The sequence below is a fragment of the Maribacter sp. IgM3_T14_3 genome, assembly GCF_049603095.1.
Lineage (GTDB): Bacteria > Bacteroidota > Bacteroidia > Flavobacteriales > Flavobacteriaceae > Maribacter.
Window position 1 is genome coordinate 1730924 of record NZ_CP187138.1, and the last position, 17215, is coordinate 1748138.

14 protein-coding genes are annotated in these 17215 nt (G+C 35.4%); 7 read left to right on the top strand and 7 right to left on the bottom strand.

All coding sequences use genetic code 11. The features are described 5' to 3' along the window. Positions 1 to 35 precede the first annotated feature (35 nt). The 5 genes from ACPF9A_RS07795 to ACPF9A_RS07815 form a co-directional block, all read right to left on the bottom strand. The gene (locus ACPF9A_RS07795) at positions 36 to 1670 is read right to left on the bottom strand and encodes a G-D-S-L family lipolytic protein (RefSeq protein ID WP_424003234.1); all 1635 of its coding nucleotides are present in this window, start codon (positions 1668 to 1670) and stop codon (positions 36 to 38) included. Between the two features lie 18 nt (positions 1671 to 1688). After that, positions 1689 to 4493: a TonB-dependent receptor gene (locus tag ACPF9A_RS07800; RefSeq protein WP_424003236.1), complete on the bottom strand. Its 2805-nt coding sequence runs from the start codon at positions 4491 to 4493 to the stop codon at positions 1689 to 1691. Positions 4494 to 4759: 266 nt separating this feature from the next. Then, complete coding sequence (gene glmS / locus ACPF9A_RS07805) at positions 4760 to 6604, bottom strand: glutamine--fructose-6-phosphate transaminase (isomerizing) (protein WP_424003238.1); 1845 nt, start codon at positions 6602 to 6604, stop codon at positions 4760 to 4762. 150 nt (positions 6605 to 6754) lie between these two features. Continuing rightward, entirely contained in the window at positions 6755 to 8665 is a 1911-nt protein-coding gene (locus tag ACPF9A_RS07810; RefSeq protein ID WP_424003240.1) for a DUF4270 domain-containing protein, read from the bottom strand. Between the two features lie 5 nt (positions 8666 to 8670). Continuing rightward, the gene (locus ACPF9A_RS07815) at positions 8671 to 9480 is read right to left on the bottom strand and encodes a glycogen/starch synthase (protein WP_424003242.1); all 810 of its coding nucleotides are present in this window, start codon (positions 9478 to 9480) and stop codon (positions 8671 to 8673) included. A gap of 102 nt (positions 9481 to 9582) precedes the next feature. On the opposite strand from ACPF9A_RS07815, the gene panC reads away from it, so the two are divergent. The 6 genes from panC (at position 9583) to radA (ending at position 14579) form a co-directional block, all read left to right on the top strand. After that, positions 9583 to 10428: a pantoate--beta-alanine ligase gene (panC, locus tag ACPF9A_RS07820; RefSeq protein ID WP_424003244.1), complete on the top strand. Its 846-nt coding sequence runs from the start codon at positions 9583 to 9585 to the stop codon at positions 10426 to 10428. Between the two features lie 8 nt (positions 10429 to 10436). After that, positions 10437 to 10787, top strand: coding sequence for an aspartate 1-decarboxylase (panD, locus tag ACPF9A_RS07825; protein WP_424003246.1), 351 nt, complete (start codon positions 10437 to 10439; stop codon positions 10785 to 10787). A gap of 3 nt (positions 10788 to 10790) precedes the next feature. Next, positions 10791 to 11756: a lysylphosphatidylglycerol synthase transmembrane domain-containing protein gene (locus ACPF9A_RS07830; protein ID WP_424003248.1), complete on the top strand. Its 966-nt coding sequence runs from the start codon at positions 10791 to 10793 to the stop codon at positions 11754 to 11756. 26 nt (positions 11757 to 11782) lie between these two features. After that, positions 11783 to 12925: an alpha/beta hydrolase gene (locus ACPF9A_RS07835; RefSeq protein ID WP_424003250.1), complete on the top strand. Its 1143-nt coding sequence runs from the start codon at positions 11783 to 11785 to the stop codon at positions 12923 to 12925. A gap of 48 nt (positions 12926 to 12973) precedes the next feature. Then, positions 12974 to 13144 carry a hypothetical protein gene (locus ACPF9A_RS07840; protein ID WP_424003252.1) on the top strand — a complete coding sequence of 57 codons (171 nt, stop codon included), beginning with the start codon at positions 12974 to 12976 and terminating at the stop codon, positions 13142 to 13144. Positions 13145 to 13217: 73 nt separating this feature from the next. Further along, the gene (radA, locus tag ACPF9A_RS07845) at positions 13218 to 14579 is read left to right on the top strand and encodes a DNA repair protein RadA (RefSeq protein WP_424003254.1); all 1362 of its coding nucleotides are present in this window, start codon (positions 13218 to 13220) and stop codon (positions 14577 to 14579) included. A 105-nt stretch (positions 14580 to 14684) separates the two neighbouring features. On the opposite strand, the gene ACPF9A_RS07850 is transcribed toward radA, so the two are convergent. Both ACPF9A_RS07850 and ACPF9A_RS07855 read right to left on the bottom strand, forming a co-directional pair. Beyond that, entirely contained in the window at positions 14685 to 15725 is a 1041-nt protein-coding gene (locus ACPF9A_RS07850) for an aldo/keto reductase (protein WP_424003256.1), read from the bottom strand. A gap of 70 nt (positions 15726 to 15795) precedes the next feature. Then, entirely contained in the window at positions 15796 to 16560 is a 765-nt protein-coding gene (locus ACPF9A_RS07855; protein ID WP_424003258.1) for an exodeoxyribonuclease III, read from the bottom strand. A 115-nt stretch (positions 16561 to 16675) separates the two neighbouring features. Here ACPF9A_RS07855 and ACPF9A_RS07860 point away from each other — a divergent pair, with 115 nt between their 5' ends. Further along, positions 16676 to 17197, top strand: coding sequence for a hypothetical protein (locus tag ACPF9A_RS07860; protein ID WP_424003260.1), 522 nt, complete (start codon positions 16676 to 16678; stop codon positions 17195 to 17197). The last annotated feature ends 18 nt before the right edge of the window (positions 17198 to 17215 follow it).

Consider the following 17215-nt stretch of genomic DNA (forward strand, 5'->3'; position numbering starts at 1 on the left):
AAAGCACCTTTTAAATCCTACTATTTTATTTACTTTTATTGTAATGCTGGAGAGTAATTTGTTGGATAATCCCCTACATTTAATAAATTACCCGATGCTTCAAAATTTGAACCATAAGTTGCATCAATTGATTTCATAAATTCATTTGCCAACAATGCATACCCTCTAGCCGTTGGATGAATACCGTCTAAAGAGAAGGCGCTACCAGTAACCAAACTTGCTGTTAATGTAAATTGTCCGCTGGTAATACCACCATTTGCCAATTGATTCAATAATGTGTTTGCATCTACCAAAGCTAAACCTGCTTGGCTAGCAGTAGCTGCAATAATTTGATTGAATGCCACTGTAGCAACCGCAATTTCTTCTTGCTCGCTAGGTATAAGCACCCATTTATCTTCCAAAGGAAGTGATATACCCTCAACAGAAAACTGACCTGCCAATGCTTGTGGTAAACCAGCCGCCATTAAAGCACCTACTGATTCTAAGTTTACAGTTCCTATTACCGAAGAACTTGGTAACACAAATAAATCGGCAGCTGTAGCTTCTCTTGTTTGACCGTAAGTGCTACCTAATAAACCAGCAACTAACGGTGCTGCTTGTGCTGGTAAGCCAAAAGACTCTACAAATGCAGGGAACGTTGGACTAGCACCTAATACGCCAGCAATTTGAGCTGATAAGTCTGTTAATGTTTCATCTCTGATAACAACTTCACTTGCTTGAGTTTCCGAAAATTTAATTGAACGTTCTGGTACCCCTAAAAATTCATAAACTTGATTTAACTGTCCGAAGATTCCATTCAACGTCGCTATTTGACCTCCAAAATCTGGATTCGTTGGATCTAAAGGATTATGTGGAACTGTTGTAAAATGCGGAACATCTGTAACATTCGGAATATTTGCAACAACCCCTTGTGCACCCCCTGCAGTTAAGGTAGCAATTAAAGCTCCGTAACTACCGTCAAAACCTTGACCTGGTGCTCCTGAAACAGGAGTTATAGGGTTAGTACCGTCACCACCTGTAGTAGCATATCCTAATACATCATTATTACCGATCCAAAGAGAGAAAAAGCTAGGTGTTTGACTTACTGCCATTTGTAATACACTAATATCTGGTGTTGCACCTGTCATTCTTACGAAATAAGGATTAGCAAGACCCAGTTGCACGTTAGCTATGTTACCATAACCAGGCGCCAATAAATGAAAACTTTTTGCACCAGGCACTCCTAAATTATTAAAAGGACCTGTCGGATTGTTCAATGCAATATCGGTTGTAACCGTTACATCTCCTATTATCGATTCTAAAGGCACTGGACCAGCACCCCCAAAAACCAATCTAGGGTTTTGAATTCGAGTACCAGCAAGTGCCAAACCACCTATGTTATCATTGGTTAATGGCTGTATAAAACTACCACCACCAGCAAGACTGAATTTTTGAGAAAGTAAATTAGGAAGAGAAAGGTTCTGACTTGCTTGAAACAATGCACCATCGGTAAAACCTGCCGTCAACGAGTTTCCTAAAGAAACATAATTAGAAAAATCTGCCGACCCCGCTGTTAACACAGGCAGCTCTTCAGCCATTTCTACTGGATTAATATCAACGTCTTCAGGGTCATTACAAGCCGTAAAAGCTAATATGCCTAAAGAAATATATAAATATTTTAAGTTTTTCATTTCAACTTTTGATTTTAATTAGTTGTTAATTGTCCAAGATAGGTAGTACATAGAGCCTATAAAACCAGTACCTACAGCTGTATAATACTCATCGCCTAATATGTTGGTACCCCCCGCCTTAAACGTAGATTTTATGCTTGGAACAGAATAATTTATTTGTGCATCGATATTGTGGAATTCAGGTACTACACCCTGAGCAAATGTTGCTTCCCAAAAATAATCATCACTAAATCTATAAGCAACATTGAATCCGAAATTTTCAAATAATGCCGTATTTCCGAAAGAAGCCTTGAATTTATGTTCTGGCGTGTTGAAATTTAGTTGCAAATCAGGATTAGCATCACGATCAAAATCTAATTTGGTATACGTGTAACTTCCTTCTAAATCATAATTACCTAAAACCTTCATACTTAAAGCTAAAGATGCTCCATATGAATTTACATCAGCATCAGAATTAGTGTAAGTACTATACGCTTGAAAATCACCATTTGCTACAGCAGCAACCGATAATCCCCCATCTCCAACTTCACCATATAATGGTGCTATTACTACTTCTTGTGATATAAAGTCTTTATACTTGTTAAAATAGGTGCTAAAATCAATAATTAGTTTATCTATTTTACCTCTATAACCAATCTCCACTGAAGCTACTTGTTCTGGTGTTATAATATCTGGATTAGCAATTTCTAAGACCGCAGGGTTACCTGTTCGACTAAGTTCATTCACCGAACTTAAGGAATACGAGTTTTCGTATGCTGCTCTACCAGTTTGAGTAATGCTAGCTTGTTGTCCAAAATTATCTTGACCTGCTTGGCTAATGATAAAATCACGTGTGTAACGATCAAGGTTATCTGGAGCAGAACCTACCAAAATAGCCCTACCAGCATCCAATCCTATAAAAAGATCTTGTGTTGTAGGGTTTCTAAATCCTGTTTGTGCAGATGCCCTTATGTTATGATTTCGATTAATAGTTAAACCCGCAGATATTCTTGGAGAAAAGAAACCGTCAAAAAATTCAGACTTATCATAACGTACAGACCCAGTCAATTTCAAATTTTTCTCGCCAGACAAAGGTAAATTCTTTTGAACTTGGGTGTAAACGCCAAATTCTGAATAGTTAATCGGTCCGTCAGAATCAGTGTAGATAGTACCTGAAGAATTTAAACTATATTCCCTAAAAGAACCACCAAGTTGTATATCTGCAAAATCAATTAAATGGCTGAAATTATAATTTGCATCTGCATGGTAATATTTTGATGCATCTTGAAACTTTGAACCAGTACTAAGATCTGGATCATTTACACTTCTATCAAAAGCCGCTTGAAATTCTGGTGTACCTGGCAGAAATCTACCTGTTTCAGCAGTTGCACGACCAGCTGCATGTGCTGCTTCGTCAGTTGCCCCAGCTAAAGTAGCTTGTAAATAAGCCCCTGTATATTCACCGAACCAAGTATTATCATCTTTCCAAGCCCTATTGATATTAATTCCGGTAAAAACCATATCGTAAGAATCTCCAGATTTATCGCCTACTAAATAACCACGAACAAAAAAATTATCGTTTTTTATTTCTAGTTTATGTTGTTCTTGAAAGAAACCATTAATATTATACCTGTTAGTACCTTGATAAATAGTATTACCTGTACCTACTTTACCCACATAAGAAAGCTCTAAGCTATTATCTTCAATTGGTCTATAATATAATCCCCAATCTGCTTTAATACTTTTTGCGCTATAATTTGTAAGATCACTTTCGTTGTAACCTGTTCTACTTACTTGCACTGAAGGAATTAATGCATTTGCACCTGCTGGAATACGCCCAAGACTTTCTAATGTAAGCGCAACATCTTTTATATCGGTAGCTACTTCATCACCATATACATTTACCCCATTATAATTTAAATCGTTTGCGCGGGTTAAACCTGTTGCAATAAAGTTATTTTCATCTTTTCCTTCAATATTGTTCGCTGCCCAGTCTGTACCTTCTAAATAACCGAAATTGACCTTGGCCGCAAACTTATCACTAAATTTATGGGCTGCTCTTATACTAACATCTGTATATGCATTGTCACCAGCGGCCTCTTGCGAAGTTATACCTCTTTTAATAGCTACACTTAACCCTTCGTAATCGAACGGACTTTTACTTCGCATAAATAATATACCATTAAAAGCATTTGCACCGTATAATGCAGAAGAAGCGCCGGGCAGTAATTCTACGCTTAATACATCTGTTTCTGTTAACCCAACTAAGTTACCTATTGGAAAATTTAACGCAGGTGCAGAATTATCCATACCGTCTACCAACTGCATAAAACGAGTATTTGCAAAAGAAGCAAAACCTCTAGTATTTACAGATTTAAAAGTTAAACTGTTCGTGTTTACATCAACACCCTTTAAATTCTCTATTCCACCATAGAAATCGGCGGCAGCAGTGTTTTTTATTTCAGAAACACCCATTCTCTCTACCGTAACCGGCGATTCGAAAATACGCTCTGGAGTTCTAGATGCTGAAATAACAACCTCATCTAAAAAGGTTTGTGATTCGTTTAAAATGATTGTAATTGTTTGACTTGCACTAGTAATATTTTCTTTAACACTAGTATACCCGATGCTAGACACCTCTATTTTAAAAGGTGGTACTTCGGATGTTGCCAAATTGAAATTACCATCAAAATCTGTTACTGTACCAATGGTTGTGCCAACAATAACAATATTGGCCCCGGGGATAGGCTCGTTGTTTTGGTCAACAACATTACCATTGATATTGGTCTGGGAATACCCAAAAGTACCAATAACCATCAATGCTAAAAGTAGTATTGTTCTCATTCTTAATTAAAGTTTAAAATTAGTTGAGGGTTAAGATACAGATTATTTCATACGGAGAATAGTAATTTGAAAAAAATTATGCATGCATAGTAAAATTTCCACAATCAAATGGGTAGAATTTTATGATATACGCAATTAACTTAACAATAACAGTCCCCGAAAAATCGCGCCAAAATTGATTTATCTACATAGAAAAGAACAACATACAAATAAAAAAGGGGCGTGAAATGAATCACGCCCCTTTATAATGTATTAGATTACTTATTTTATTCTACTGTAACCGATTTTGCTAAATTTCTAGGTTGATCAACATTACAACCTCTCATTACTGCAATATGATAAGACAGTAATTGTAAAGGAATTGTGGTTAATAACGGAGTTAAGCTTTCTAAAGTTTCAGGCACTTCAATTACATGATCTGCCAAATCTCTTACTTGCTCATCCCCTTCGGTAACGATTGCTATAATTTTACCTTTTCTAGATTTAATTTCTTGAATGTTACTTACTACCTTTTCATAATGCCCCTTTTTTGTTGCAATTACGAATACTGGCATATGCTCATCGATCAATGCTATAGGACCATGCTTCATTTCTGCAGCTGGGTAACCTTCAGCATGAATATAACTAATCTCTTTCAATTTTAGAGCTCCTTCTAATGCTACCGGAAAATTATATCCTCTACCTAAATATAGACAATTGGTTGAATCTTTATAAACATCGGCAATTATTTCTATAAGTGCGTTCGACTGTAAAGCTTTTTCAACTTTATTCGGAATATTCTCTAATTCAGTTAAATACTCATGGTATCTAGATTCAGAAAAAACACCTTTCGCCTTCGCTAGTTTTAAAGCAATTAGCGTAAGTACTGTAATTTGTGTAGTAAATGCTTTTGTAGAAGCAACTCCAATTTCAGGTCCGGCATGGGTATAAGCACCTGCATCAGTTTCTCTAGCTATAGAAGAACCTACCACGTTACATACACCAAAAACAAAAGCACCTCTTTCTTTAGCAAGCTTTATAGCAGCTAAAGTATCTGCCGTTTCACCAGATTGTGAAATTGCAATTAAAATATCTTTATCTGTTATTACAGGATTTCTATATCTAAATTCAGAAGCGTACTCCACTTCTACCGGAATTCTTGCCAAATCTTCAAATATATACTCAGCAACTAAACCAGCATGCCATGAAGTACCACACGCTACTATAATAATTCTGTTGGCGTTTAAGAATTTTTCCATATTAAGGTCAATTCCCGCCATTCTTATCAAACCTTGGTCCGCCAACAAACGACCTCTATACGTATCTTTGATAGCTCTTGGTTGCTCATATATCTCTTTCAACATAAAGTGATCAAAACCACCTTTTTCAATCTCCTCAAGATTCATCTGAAGCTCCAAAATTCTTGGATAAGCAACTGCATCATCTTTAATTTTTCTAAGCTTAATTTCTTTTCCTAATCGAATAATCGCCATCTCCTCATCTTCAAGATAAACAGCATTATTAGTAAACTCGATGAAAGGAGATGCATCTGAAGCGATGAAAAATTCCCCTTCACCAATTCCAATAGCCAAAGGACTACCTAATTTAGCAACTACAATTTCATCTGGTTTTTTCTTATCAAAAACTGCAATAGCATAAGCACCTACCACCTGATTAAGTGCAATCTGCACAGCCTTCCCTAATTTAACATCTTCAGTCTTTTGAACTTCTTCTATTAAATTAATTAAAACTTCTGTATCTGTGTCAGAGTGAAATATATAACCACGCTTAGTCAACTCTTGTTTTATAGCATCATAGTTTTCAATAATACCATTGTGAATTATTACTAATTCGCCTGAATTAGAATAATGAGGGTGTGAGTTGACATCGTTTGGAACACCATGGGTCGCCCAACGTGTATGCCCAATACCAATGCTACCTGCCTGAGAAATATTCTTAGCTTTATTCTTTAGGTCTTCAACTTTACCTTTTGTTTTACAAAGATTGATTTGATTACCGTCATACAACGCAATACCTGCACTGTCATATCCTCGGTATTCTAATCTCTGAAGTCCTTTTATTATTATAGGATATGCTTCCCTATGCCCTATGTAACCTACAATTCCGCACATAATACTATCAATTTGAAAATTTTAATTAGATATTAAAGTCATAGAATCTCATGACCATAAAATATATATCATTTAGGTTATACAACGCTAATACCTAAGAAGTGGTATTTAAGTATTGAATTTAATTATAAAATTGTGCTACTATAATTATTAATCTGTTTTAGTATAAGAAATCTCAAGCTTTAGCCTTTTGTCAAAATTAGGGTCTGTTGCCTGAATATTACCGCCATACAATATAGTGCCTAAAGGGGTTACTGTAGATGTCGTTGCTAATCTCTCTTCACCACCAACAACCTTTGCATCAGCAATGCTCCAGTTTTGTATATTAGTAGTTAAAGTTAATGCCAATTTAGCATTTGTAGAATCTCTTACCACCATATTATTAATGTGATCGGTAATTTTCACCGAATATTTAACTCCCTTTTCGTTAGATTTTTCAATAATTCCATCATAATTCAGATACGCGCCAAACAATGTAGGCGAACTTGAGTCGGTTTGTTCTGTTATTGTATTTATCAAAGGAAATTTATTCTCTGCATTGTACAAGTAAAGCCTTGGCGGCTCTAAAGCACTACCTGCAGCGTCTAACTGATCTCTATCTATGTAAAAAACAAGATTAGCTTCATTTATAACCCAATTCTCACTTTTAATCTGCTCTAAAATACTTTCACCACCATCTTCTTCGAATAAATTGATTTCGGCAAAGGTACCTGCCCCTCCTTTTAAATATATTCTTGAGGCATTTTCACCGTTATCAAGTGCCTGTAATATTTGAGGACCGTAATTTTCGGTAACTAAAGTATTTACAGCATTACCTGAAACTGCACCCGTTGTACTACCTGTCAAGAAAGAAAATGTAAAGTCTTTTTCTAAAATGTTATTCGGGTTATCATCACTTGTATCATCTGTTGTACCATTGGTGTCATAGTTTGTGTAACTATAGGTCATTGTCACGTTAGAACCTTTTAGATCGAACATAAACATAACATCGTTGCCAGATTGGTTTACAATAGAAAAATGAAGTCCACGTATAAATTCAGTGAAATTCGACTGACTTATTAACTGAGAATCACCTTCTTTATCTAAAATATTGGTCTGAAAAAATTCATTATTCAATGCAACTCTAATACCTGGTTGAATTTTCGAAAATGTTAGCGATTCATCTACATCTTCGGTATCTTCATCATCTTCGTTTTGTATCAAAATCTCTTCATCATTAATTTCTACATTACCATCGAACAATTCATCCGAAACAAAATCTGGTGAAAAAACTTCATTTGAATAATACTCTTGTGCCTCTTGAAAACTTGCATTTGGATCTAAATCACGTAAAAAAAACGTTGATCGTTCTACCTTCAAATTAAAGGAAGGTAATGGAGATTTGACTACATCATCATAATTTGTTCCATTAATATAAATACTATCTAACTCAACTTTTTCAGCGAAGTTGTTTGTGAAGATTGTTGCCCCAGTAAAATCATTAAAACCATCTAAATCTTCATCTACACTAGTGTCGTCTAACGGATCAGTATTAGATGCAGTTTCAACTGAATTTAGAACGCCGTCACCATCGTAATCATCATCACTATCCGGAACCTTGTCAAACTCATCAGCTACGCCATCGCCATCTGTATCCAAGGCATTTGTATTTGTCAAAAAAGGAATATATAGATAAACCTCTTTAACAGTTTCATTTTCTTGAACTACAGTTATAGAAACATCTTCATCACCTTCCGTGTCTTCTACTGCTTGAGAAAAACTACCAAAAGATGGATTAGTAGCACTTAAGAAAATCTGCGAAGTTACAGAAGCCTCTGTTTTACCGTAAATAGGATCGATATAAGTACCTAATTGATAAATTGGTAATTTATTGGTCTGTACAGCTTCAATATTTTTGTTATAAGCAAAAACATCATAGACTTCTGTGCCTGTAGTAAATGGCTCATTGCCAACTACACCAGAACCTATGGTGGTTAAATCTTGCTCACAAGAAACCAAAAGACCCAATATCAATAACAATCCCGAAAATTTGGGAATAGCGGACTTAACGATAAAATTCATTCAGATTATTTTAAAACTTCGGTGTTATAAAAATTAGCATACGCCTCTTCAAACTCTTGAACAGGTACATATTGCAACACTGGTTTTTCTTGGTTGGAAATGTGGTTTTCTAATTCTTCAGGAATATCTTCCGAAGCTAAAATAATAGCATCAGAATAATCAACAGCTACCTTTAACAAATTATTATAGGTAGGATCCCCTAAAGATGCAATAGCTTCTTCTGGAATGCCATCAAAAGCAATCTTCTTAACCATATCTTTATCTAAAGAACCCTCAAATGTTCTACCATATACCGATAAAACTATTTTACTATCCGCAAAAAGTGGTTCATCAGCATAGTATTTTTTAAGATATAACGGCAATAAACTTGCCATCCAGCCATGAACATGAATGATATCCGGAGACCAATTTAATTTTTTTACCGTTTCCATAACTCCCTTTGCAAAGAAAATTGCACGTTGGTCATTATCTGGAAAAAGGTTTCCTTGCTTGTCTGTAAAAGTAGCTTTACGCTTAAAGTACTCTTCGTTATCGATAAAATAAACTTGAATTCTTTCTTTTGGGATAGATGCCACCTTAATGATCAATGGCATATCCATATCATTAATGACCAAGTTCATACCCGAAAGCCTAATTACTTCATGTAATTGATGCCTTCTTTCATTAATGTTCCCATATCTAGGCATGAAAATCCTAATTTGACCACCATTGCTGTTGACCATTCTAGGTGCTTCATAAGACATTAGGGAAACTTCGTTTTCGGGTAAGTAAGGAACTAATTCAGAAGATACAAATAATATCTTTTTACCATTCATAAAGGTTATATTTTATTTTTCACTGAAACGTAACTGCAAAATTACAAAAAATATAGAGATTAGCAGTAATTATAGTAAGTTTGCTCGCTAATGCACTTTTCAATGCTGGTAATAAAGTCTAAAAACAAGCTTACAGAAGAACTTAACAAACTGGGTGAAGACCATAAACTAGGTCTTGTACCTACAATGGGAGCCCTACATCAAGGGCATGCTTCTTTAATACAGAAAGCTGTTGATGAAAATGAGAAAGTCGTCATCAGTATTTTTGTGAACCCTACACAGTTCAATAATAAAGAAGACTTAGACAAATACCCGAAGACTTTAGAGGCAGATATTCAACTTATTTCCACTATTTCAGAAGACGTTATCATATTTACACCCGACGTTGCTGAAATATATCCAGATTCAATTGAGGCTAAAATTTATGATTTTGAAGGGCTTGACAAGGTAATGGAGGGTGAATTTAGAGATGATCATTTTAATGGCGTCGGCACTATAGTTGAACAATTACTCAAGGTTGTTCAACCAACTAAAGCTTATTTTGGAGAAAAAGATTTTCAACAATTACGTATCATTCAAAAACTAACCAAAATACAGCATATACCTGTCGAAATTATAGGTTGCGAAATTATTAGAGAAGATCATGGCTTGGCAATGAGTTCTAGAAATGAAAGGTTGAGTAAACCTATGCGACAAAAAGCTGCATTTATATATGAAACCTTGAAAGCTGCCAAAATTAAATTTGGCATGGAAAATGCTCTTAACGTTAAAGAATGGGTCATAAACGAGTTTCAAAAAACGGATGATTTTCAACTAGAGTATTTTGATATTACCGATGTAGAAACATTAACACCCATAAAGAATAAAATTAATAATATAAAATACCGGGCGTTTATTGCCGTTTACGTTGAAGACGTAAGGCTTATCGATAACATAGCCCTAAATTAATTTAAGATATGCAAGTAGAAGTAGTTAAATCAAAAATACATCGAGTAAAAGTTACCGGAGCTGATCTTAATTATGTTGGTAGCATTACAATTGACGAAGATTTAATGGATGCCGCTAATTTTATTCGTGGCGAAAAAGTACAGATCGTTAACAATAACAACGGTGAACGATTAGAGACCTATATTATTCCTGGTCCAAGAAAAAGTGGAGAAATAACATTAAATGGTGCCGCTGCAAGAAAAGTATCGGTTGGCGATATTTTAATTTTAATTTCTTATACTTGGATGGATATCGAGGATGCAAAAAAATTTAATCCTTCTTTAGTTTTTCCTAACGAAGCAAATAATCTTTTAAAGTAAAAGTTGACGAATACGCTAAAAAAAAATCTTAAGATTATACTCCCAATTGCATTGGGAGTTTTTTTAGTTTGGTACTCTTACAATTCAACAACCCCAGAAAATAGAAAGGAAATTATCTTTTACGTTAAAGAAGCAAATCCGCTGTATGTATTTCTTTCTGTTTTATTAGGCATTCTTGGGCATATTTCTAGAGCTGTTCGTTGGAACTATCTTTTAGAACCATTAGGATACAAGCCTAAACTCATAAACAATATATTAATAATCTTAACTTCTTATTTTGCCAACTTAGGCATCCCTAGAACTGGAGAAATATTAAGGGCTACAGCGCTGACAACTTATGAAAATATTCCTTTTGAGAAAGGCTTTGGCACTATTGTTACCGAAAGGGTGATAGACGTAATTATGTTACTTTTAATAGTAGCTATCGCATTTTTGCTACAGACCGATATTATTATGGGCATTTTACAAGACCGTGGTTTCAATGCTACCGGACTCATACTTTTAGCATTAGCGGGAATAGTTATGTTCTTTGTGTTCATTTTTATTATTAAAAAATCAAAAAACGCGTTTGCCCAAAAAATCAAAACATTTGTAAAGGGACTTCTTGACGGAGTGTTCAGTATTTTTAAAATGAAAAATAAATGGCTATTTATTTTTCATACTTTTTTCATTTGGGGATGCTATATAGGAATGCTATGGATCATTAAATTTACAGTACCAGAAACCATATCGCTTTCATTAAGTCAACTCTTGGTAGCCTTTGTAGCAGGGGCGTTCGCCATGGCAACAACCAATGGTGGAATTGGTCTTTACCCTATCGCGGTAAGCAGTGCTTTGGCTATTTTCGGAATCAGTTCTGTATCTGGTGATGCCTTCGGATGGATAATTTGGATTGCACAGACACTAATGATAGTTGTTTTTGGTGCAATATCTTTTCTTTTATTACCGTTATTGAACAGAAGTAAATAGTAACCTTCAACTAATAATTACTTTTTATGCGTTATGTATCTTTAATGTTCGCGCTTTTATTTGGGATGACTTCCTATTCTCAAGTGACACAAGAAATTTTCGAATCTTTTAAACTTCAAGAAAGAAGAGATGTGCATTACTTTTTTCCTGAAAATATGGACGAAACTAAAAAGTATCCTTTAATTATAGTACTTGACGGAGAATATCTTTTTGAACAGGTAGTAGCAACATCAAAATTTTATAGTAGATTTCATGGTATGCCACAAAGTATTGTTGTCGGTGTCAACCAAAGCGAAAATGATCTTAGATATGAAGATTGTGCCTTTGATCCAGAAAGTGGTCTACCGTCTGAGAAAGGCAAACGCTTTTTTGAATTTATTGGTATGGAACTTATACCTTACCTAGACCTCAACTACAGTACAGCGCCATTTAAAATGATTGTCGGCTATGATATTACCGCCAACTTTATGAACTACTGGCTTTTTAAAGATAATTCTGTCTTTGATGGCTATGTTAGCATATCACCAACGCTTGCACCTGAAATGGAAAGCAGAGTACCAATGCGGTTAGGCACTTTTGAAAATCAAATTTTTTATCAATTGATTGTTGAGGGCGAAGACAGTAAAGACAAGCAAAGAATTATGTCTCTCGATAAGGGCATTAAAGGGATAGAAAAAGAATCTTTACATTACTTCTTTGATGAATACACCAATGCCGACCATATTTCTGTTGCCACCTACGGTATCGGAAAATCGTTCGATAATATATTTGGTATGTTCAAGCCTATTAGTCCGAAAGAATACAAAACTCAAATTCTTACTAGCGAAGAGCCGGTTTATAACTATTTAGAAAACAAATACCAGGGCATCGTAGATATGTTCGGTTTTAGCAAGCCAGTTGAACTAAATGATATTATGGCAATATATGCGGCATCTAGAAAGAAAGAAGATTTTGAGTCACTAAAACCCTTATCTGACCTTTGTAAAAAAGAATACCCAGAAACAATGCTTGGCTTTTATTTTGAAGCGGAGTACTATGAGCAACTTGGCGAACCAAAGAAAGCATTAAGAACATTTGAAAAAGCTTTTCAAATGAAAGAAATAGATTTTTTAACTAAAGAAATGGCCCTTGAGAAAATGGATGCTTTAAAAGCCGATTTCGGTTTTTAAAGAATATTATTAAACGGCTAGTCCCAAATTAGCCCAACCTACTTAAATATGATTAAAATTGACGCAATGTACTTCGTGTTCTCCGGAGTGCTCTTTACCTATTTTGGATTAAAAGGAGAATTTATTTTAACCTATAACGGCATTGCCCTATTTATGGCGTGGGCATCTTTTTTCCTCGCTTTTAGTGCTTTTAAAAAAGAAAGATCTAGTGATAGTTAGATCATAATTTCATTCTTAGATGCACTCATTCTAAACTTCTTGCTACCTTTAGCCTTTTCGATAAAAGCTAAAGATGGCCAAGACAAAAACTGCATTTTTTTGCCAAAATTGTGGAACCCAATATGCTAAATGGGTAGGACAGTGTTCTGCCTGTAAACAATGGAATACCGTTGTTGAAGAGGTAGTGCAAAAAGAAGAGAAGGCAAGCTGGAAAACTCCTTCTCAGACATCAAAAAGAGTTTCTAAACCTCTTTTGGTCAATGAAATCAGTATTGAAAAAGAAGTGCGCCTAAACACTTTTGACCTTGAGTTCAATAGAGTTCTTGGTGGCGGCTTAGTACCTGGCGCCCTAGTTTTACTTGGCGGCGAACCTGGCGTTGGAAAAAGCACGCTCCTTCTTCAAATCGCTTTAAAACTACCCTATAAGACACTATATGTTTCTGGTGAAGAAAGCCAAAAACAGATTAAAATGCGGGCCGATAGAATTCACCCAAACAGCCAAACCTGTTTTATTCTAACAGAAACAAAAACTCAAAACATATTTAAACAGATTGAAGCAACAGAACCAGATATTGTTGTTATCGATTCTATACAAACACTTCATTCAGATTATATTGAATCTGCTGCAGGTAGCATTTCTCAAATTCGAGAATGTACGGCAGAGCTTATAAAATTTGCTAAAGAGACGAACACACCCGTAATACTTATCGGTCATATTACTAAAGATGGTTCTATTGCCGGGCCTAAAATTTTAGAACACATGGTCGATACCGTTCTTCAATTCGAGGGTGATCGAAACTATGTATATCGTATTCTAAGGTCGCTAAAAAACAGATTCGGATCAACCGCAGAGCTTGGTATTTATGAAATGCAAGGCAGCGGATTGCGCGAAGTCAATAATCCTTCAGAAGTATTGATTTCTAAAAATGATGATGGATTAAGTGGTACCGCTATTGCCTCGACCGTTGAAGGTATGCGCCCATTACTCATCGAAATTCAAGCTTTAGTGAGTACAGCTGTTTACGGCACACCTCAACGCTCTACAACTGGCTACAATGCCAAAAGACTAAACATGCTATTGGCCGTACTAGAAAAACGGGCAGGATTTAAACTTGGAGCAAAAGATGTTTTCTTGAATATAACCGGTGGTATTTCAGTAGACGATCCTGCAATCGATTTAGCCGTTGTTGCAGCAATTCTATCAAGCAATGAAGACATCCCTATTGACAAGGGTATTTGCTTTGCTGCCGAAGTTGGGCTAGCTGGCGAAATTAGACCTGTACAAAGAGTAGAGCAACGAATTCTTGAAGCCGAAAAGCTCGGTTACACTACTATTATCATTTCAAAGAATAATAAAATAGGACTTAAATCGACCAAAATAAAAATTCTATTAGCTTCTAAAATCGAAGAAGTGGCAGCTAATTTATTCGGCTAGCGCTTATCTCTCATAATTCTAGCCAAAACCATAATAACGACAATTACCACTATAGTAAGAACTACCTGTCCGAATCCGACTTGTAACAGTACAAGGTTTTGCATATTATGGTGCCGGGTTAGGTATGGAATTGTGGATACTTTCAATTTGCTGAAGAATATCTTCAGATAGATCTACATCTATGCTTCCAATATTTTCTTCTAATTGCCTTATACTTGTAGCGCCTATGATCGTACTGGTAACAAAAGGTCTAGAATTTACAAATGCCAATACCATTTGTGCTAATGAAAGACCATTAGCTTGTGCCAAGTCATAATATCTTTTTGTTGCCTCAACAGCTGTATCGCCAATATATCTATTATACTGCGGAAATAGACTTAATCTTGAACCTTCTGGCATTCTATCACCTAAATACTTTCCACTTAACGCACCAAAGCCCATAGGGGAATATGCCAGTAAACCTACTTGCTCTCTCATAGCTATCTCTGCCATACCAACTTCGAACAATCTATTCAATAAACTATAAGGGTTTTGAACCGTTATTGTTCTTGGTAATGTACCATGTACTTTACTTTCTTCTAAAAAACGCATGGTACCCCAAGGTGTTTCGTTCGATATACCTACATGTTTAATTTTACCTTCACGTATTAGATCGCCCATGGTTTCTAAAACCTGATGAATATTATCTTCCCAATGGTCAGATATATCATGCTTATAGCCTCTTTGACCGAAATAATTAGTGCTTCTGTCTGGCCAATGAAGTTGATATAAATCGATATAATCTGTCTGCAAACGTTCTAAACTACCTTCAACTGCATCAATTATCGATTCTCTAGTAAATCCGGTAGTTCGAATAAACTTCGTCATTTCGGCTTTTCCGGCAATCTTAGTAGCTAGTACTATATCTTCCCTATTGCCATTCTTCTTAAACCAATTACCTATAACTTTCTCGGTAGCGGCATATCTATCTTTATGCGCAGGAACCGGATATAATTCTGCCGTATCTATAAAGTTAACACCCTTATCAATGGCATAATTTATTTGCTCATGCCCCTCTTCCTCGGTATTTTGATTACCCCAGGTCATTGTGCCTAAACAAATTTTACTTACTTCAATATCTGTATGTGGTAAATTGGTATAGATCATTCAACTATTCTATTTGCTAACATTAAACGCAAAACTACTAAATATTTTGAGGGTAGTTGTACCCATATAGTTAACTCTCTACCTCTATCAATATTGGGCAGTGATCACTATGTTTTGCTTCAGACAATATTACCGATCTAGACAGCCTATCTTTCAATGTAGCGGCTACCATGGCATAGTCTAAACGCCAACCCTTATTGTTATTTCTAGCATTCGCCCTATAACTCCACCAGGTATAATTATCTGGCTCAGTATTAAACTCCCTAAAGCTATCTATGAATCCGCTTTTCATGAAATCTCCTATCCACTCTCTTTCCACCGGTAAAAATCCTGATACGTTTTTTAAACCCACAGGATTGTGAATATCTATAGCTTCATGGCAAATGTTGTAATCGCCCAAAACAATTAAATTAGGTTTTGTTAACCTCAATGTATTGGCATATTCTTGAAAATCTGCCATGTATGTAAGCTTAAAATCTAAACGCTGCATATTTGTTCCTGAAGGCAAGTACATGCTCATGATAGAAATATCTCCGAAATCGGCACGAATATTTCTTCCCTCAAAATCCATATACTCTATGCCCGTGCCAAAAACCACATCATCTGGTTTTGTTTTTGAAAGTATGGCCACACCACTGTAACCTTTCTTTTGTGCACTGTACCAATAATTATATTTATAACCTGCCTCTTCAAATAATGAAAGATCCAGCTGATCCACATTTGCCTTAATTTCTTGCAAACAAACTACATCTGGTGAAACTGCCACCAACCAATCTAAAAATCCTTTTTTTAATGCCGCCCTAATTCCATTTACATTGTAAGAAACAATCTTCATGTGTCTTCATTTTGGCTTAAAAATAAAAAAGAGTTGAAGATTATAGGTGCTTACTTTCTATTAAAATCATAATTTCACAGCTTTTAAATCTTATTTGCATTTTAAAACGCATCTTATGAACAAATTTATTTTTTCTATTCTTGTATTATGTATAACAACTTCATCATTTGCACAGGCATATCGTGATAGTGATAATAGCCATGAAGTAAAATTAAATATTGGTCAATTTTTGGTTACTACCACCATTGAATTCGGTTATGAATATTATCTTAATGAAGATACTAGTATTGGCGGAACGATGTATTTTGATGGTAAAGCAACAGATTACAATGGTAATTTCGGTATCGGACCAAATTTAAGAGCTTATTTTGGCTACGGACCTAAAAGTGGTCTTTTCGCAGAAGTCTTCGGACTGTATTATACCGGTGAAGATGATGTAGATTCTGAAGTTCTAGGCAATAGAAATTACGACTACTCTACTGTAGCACTGGGTCTTGGTGGCGGTTATAAATGGGCTACAAGAAGCCAAAAATTTACCATCGAATTAAATGGAGGGCTAGGTAGAAATATTAATCCTGAAGATTTTCAAGATGACTTTATGTTCAAAGCCGGTTTATCTTTAGGTTACCGCTTTTAATAGGTATTTTTGGGGTTT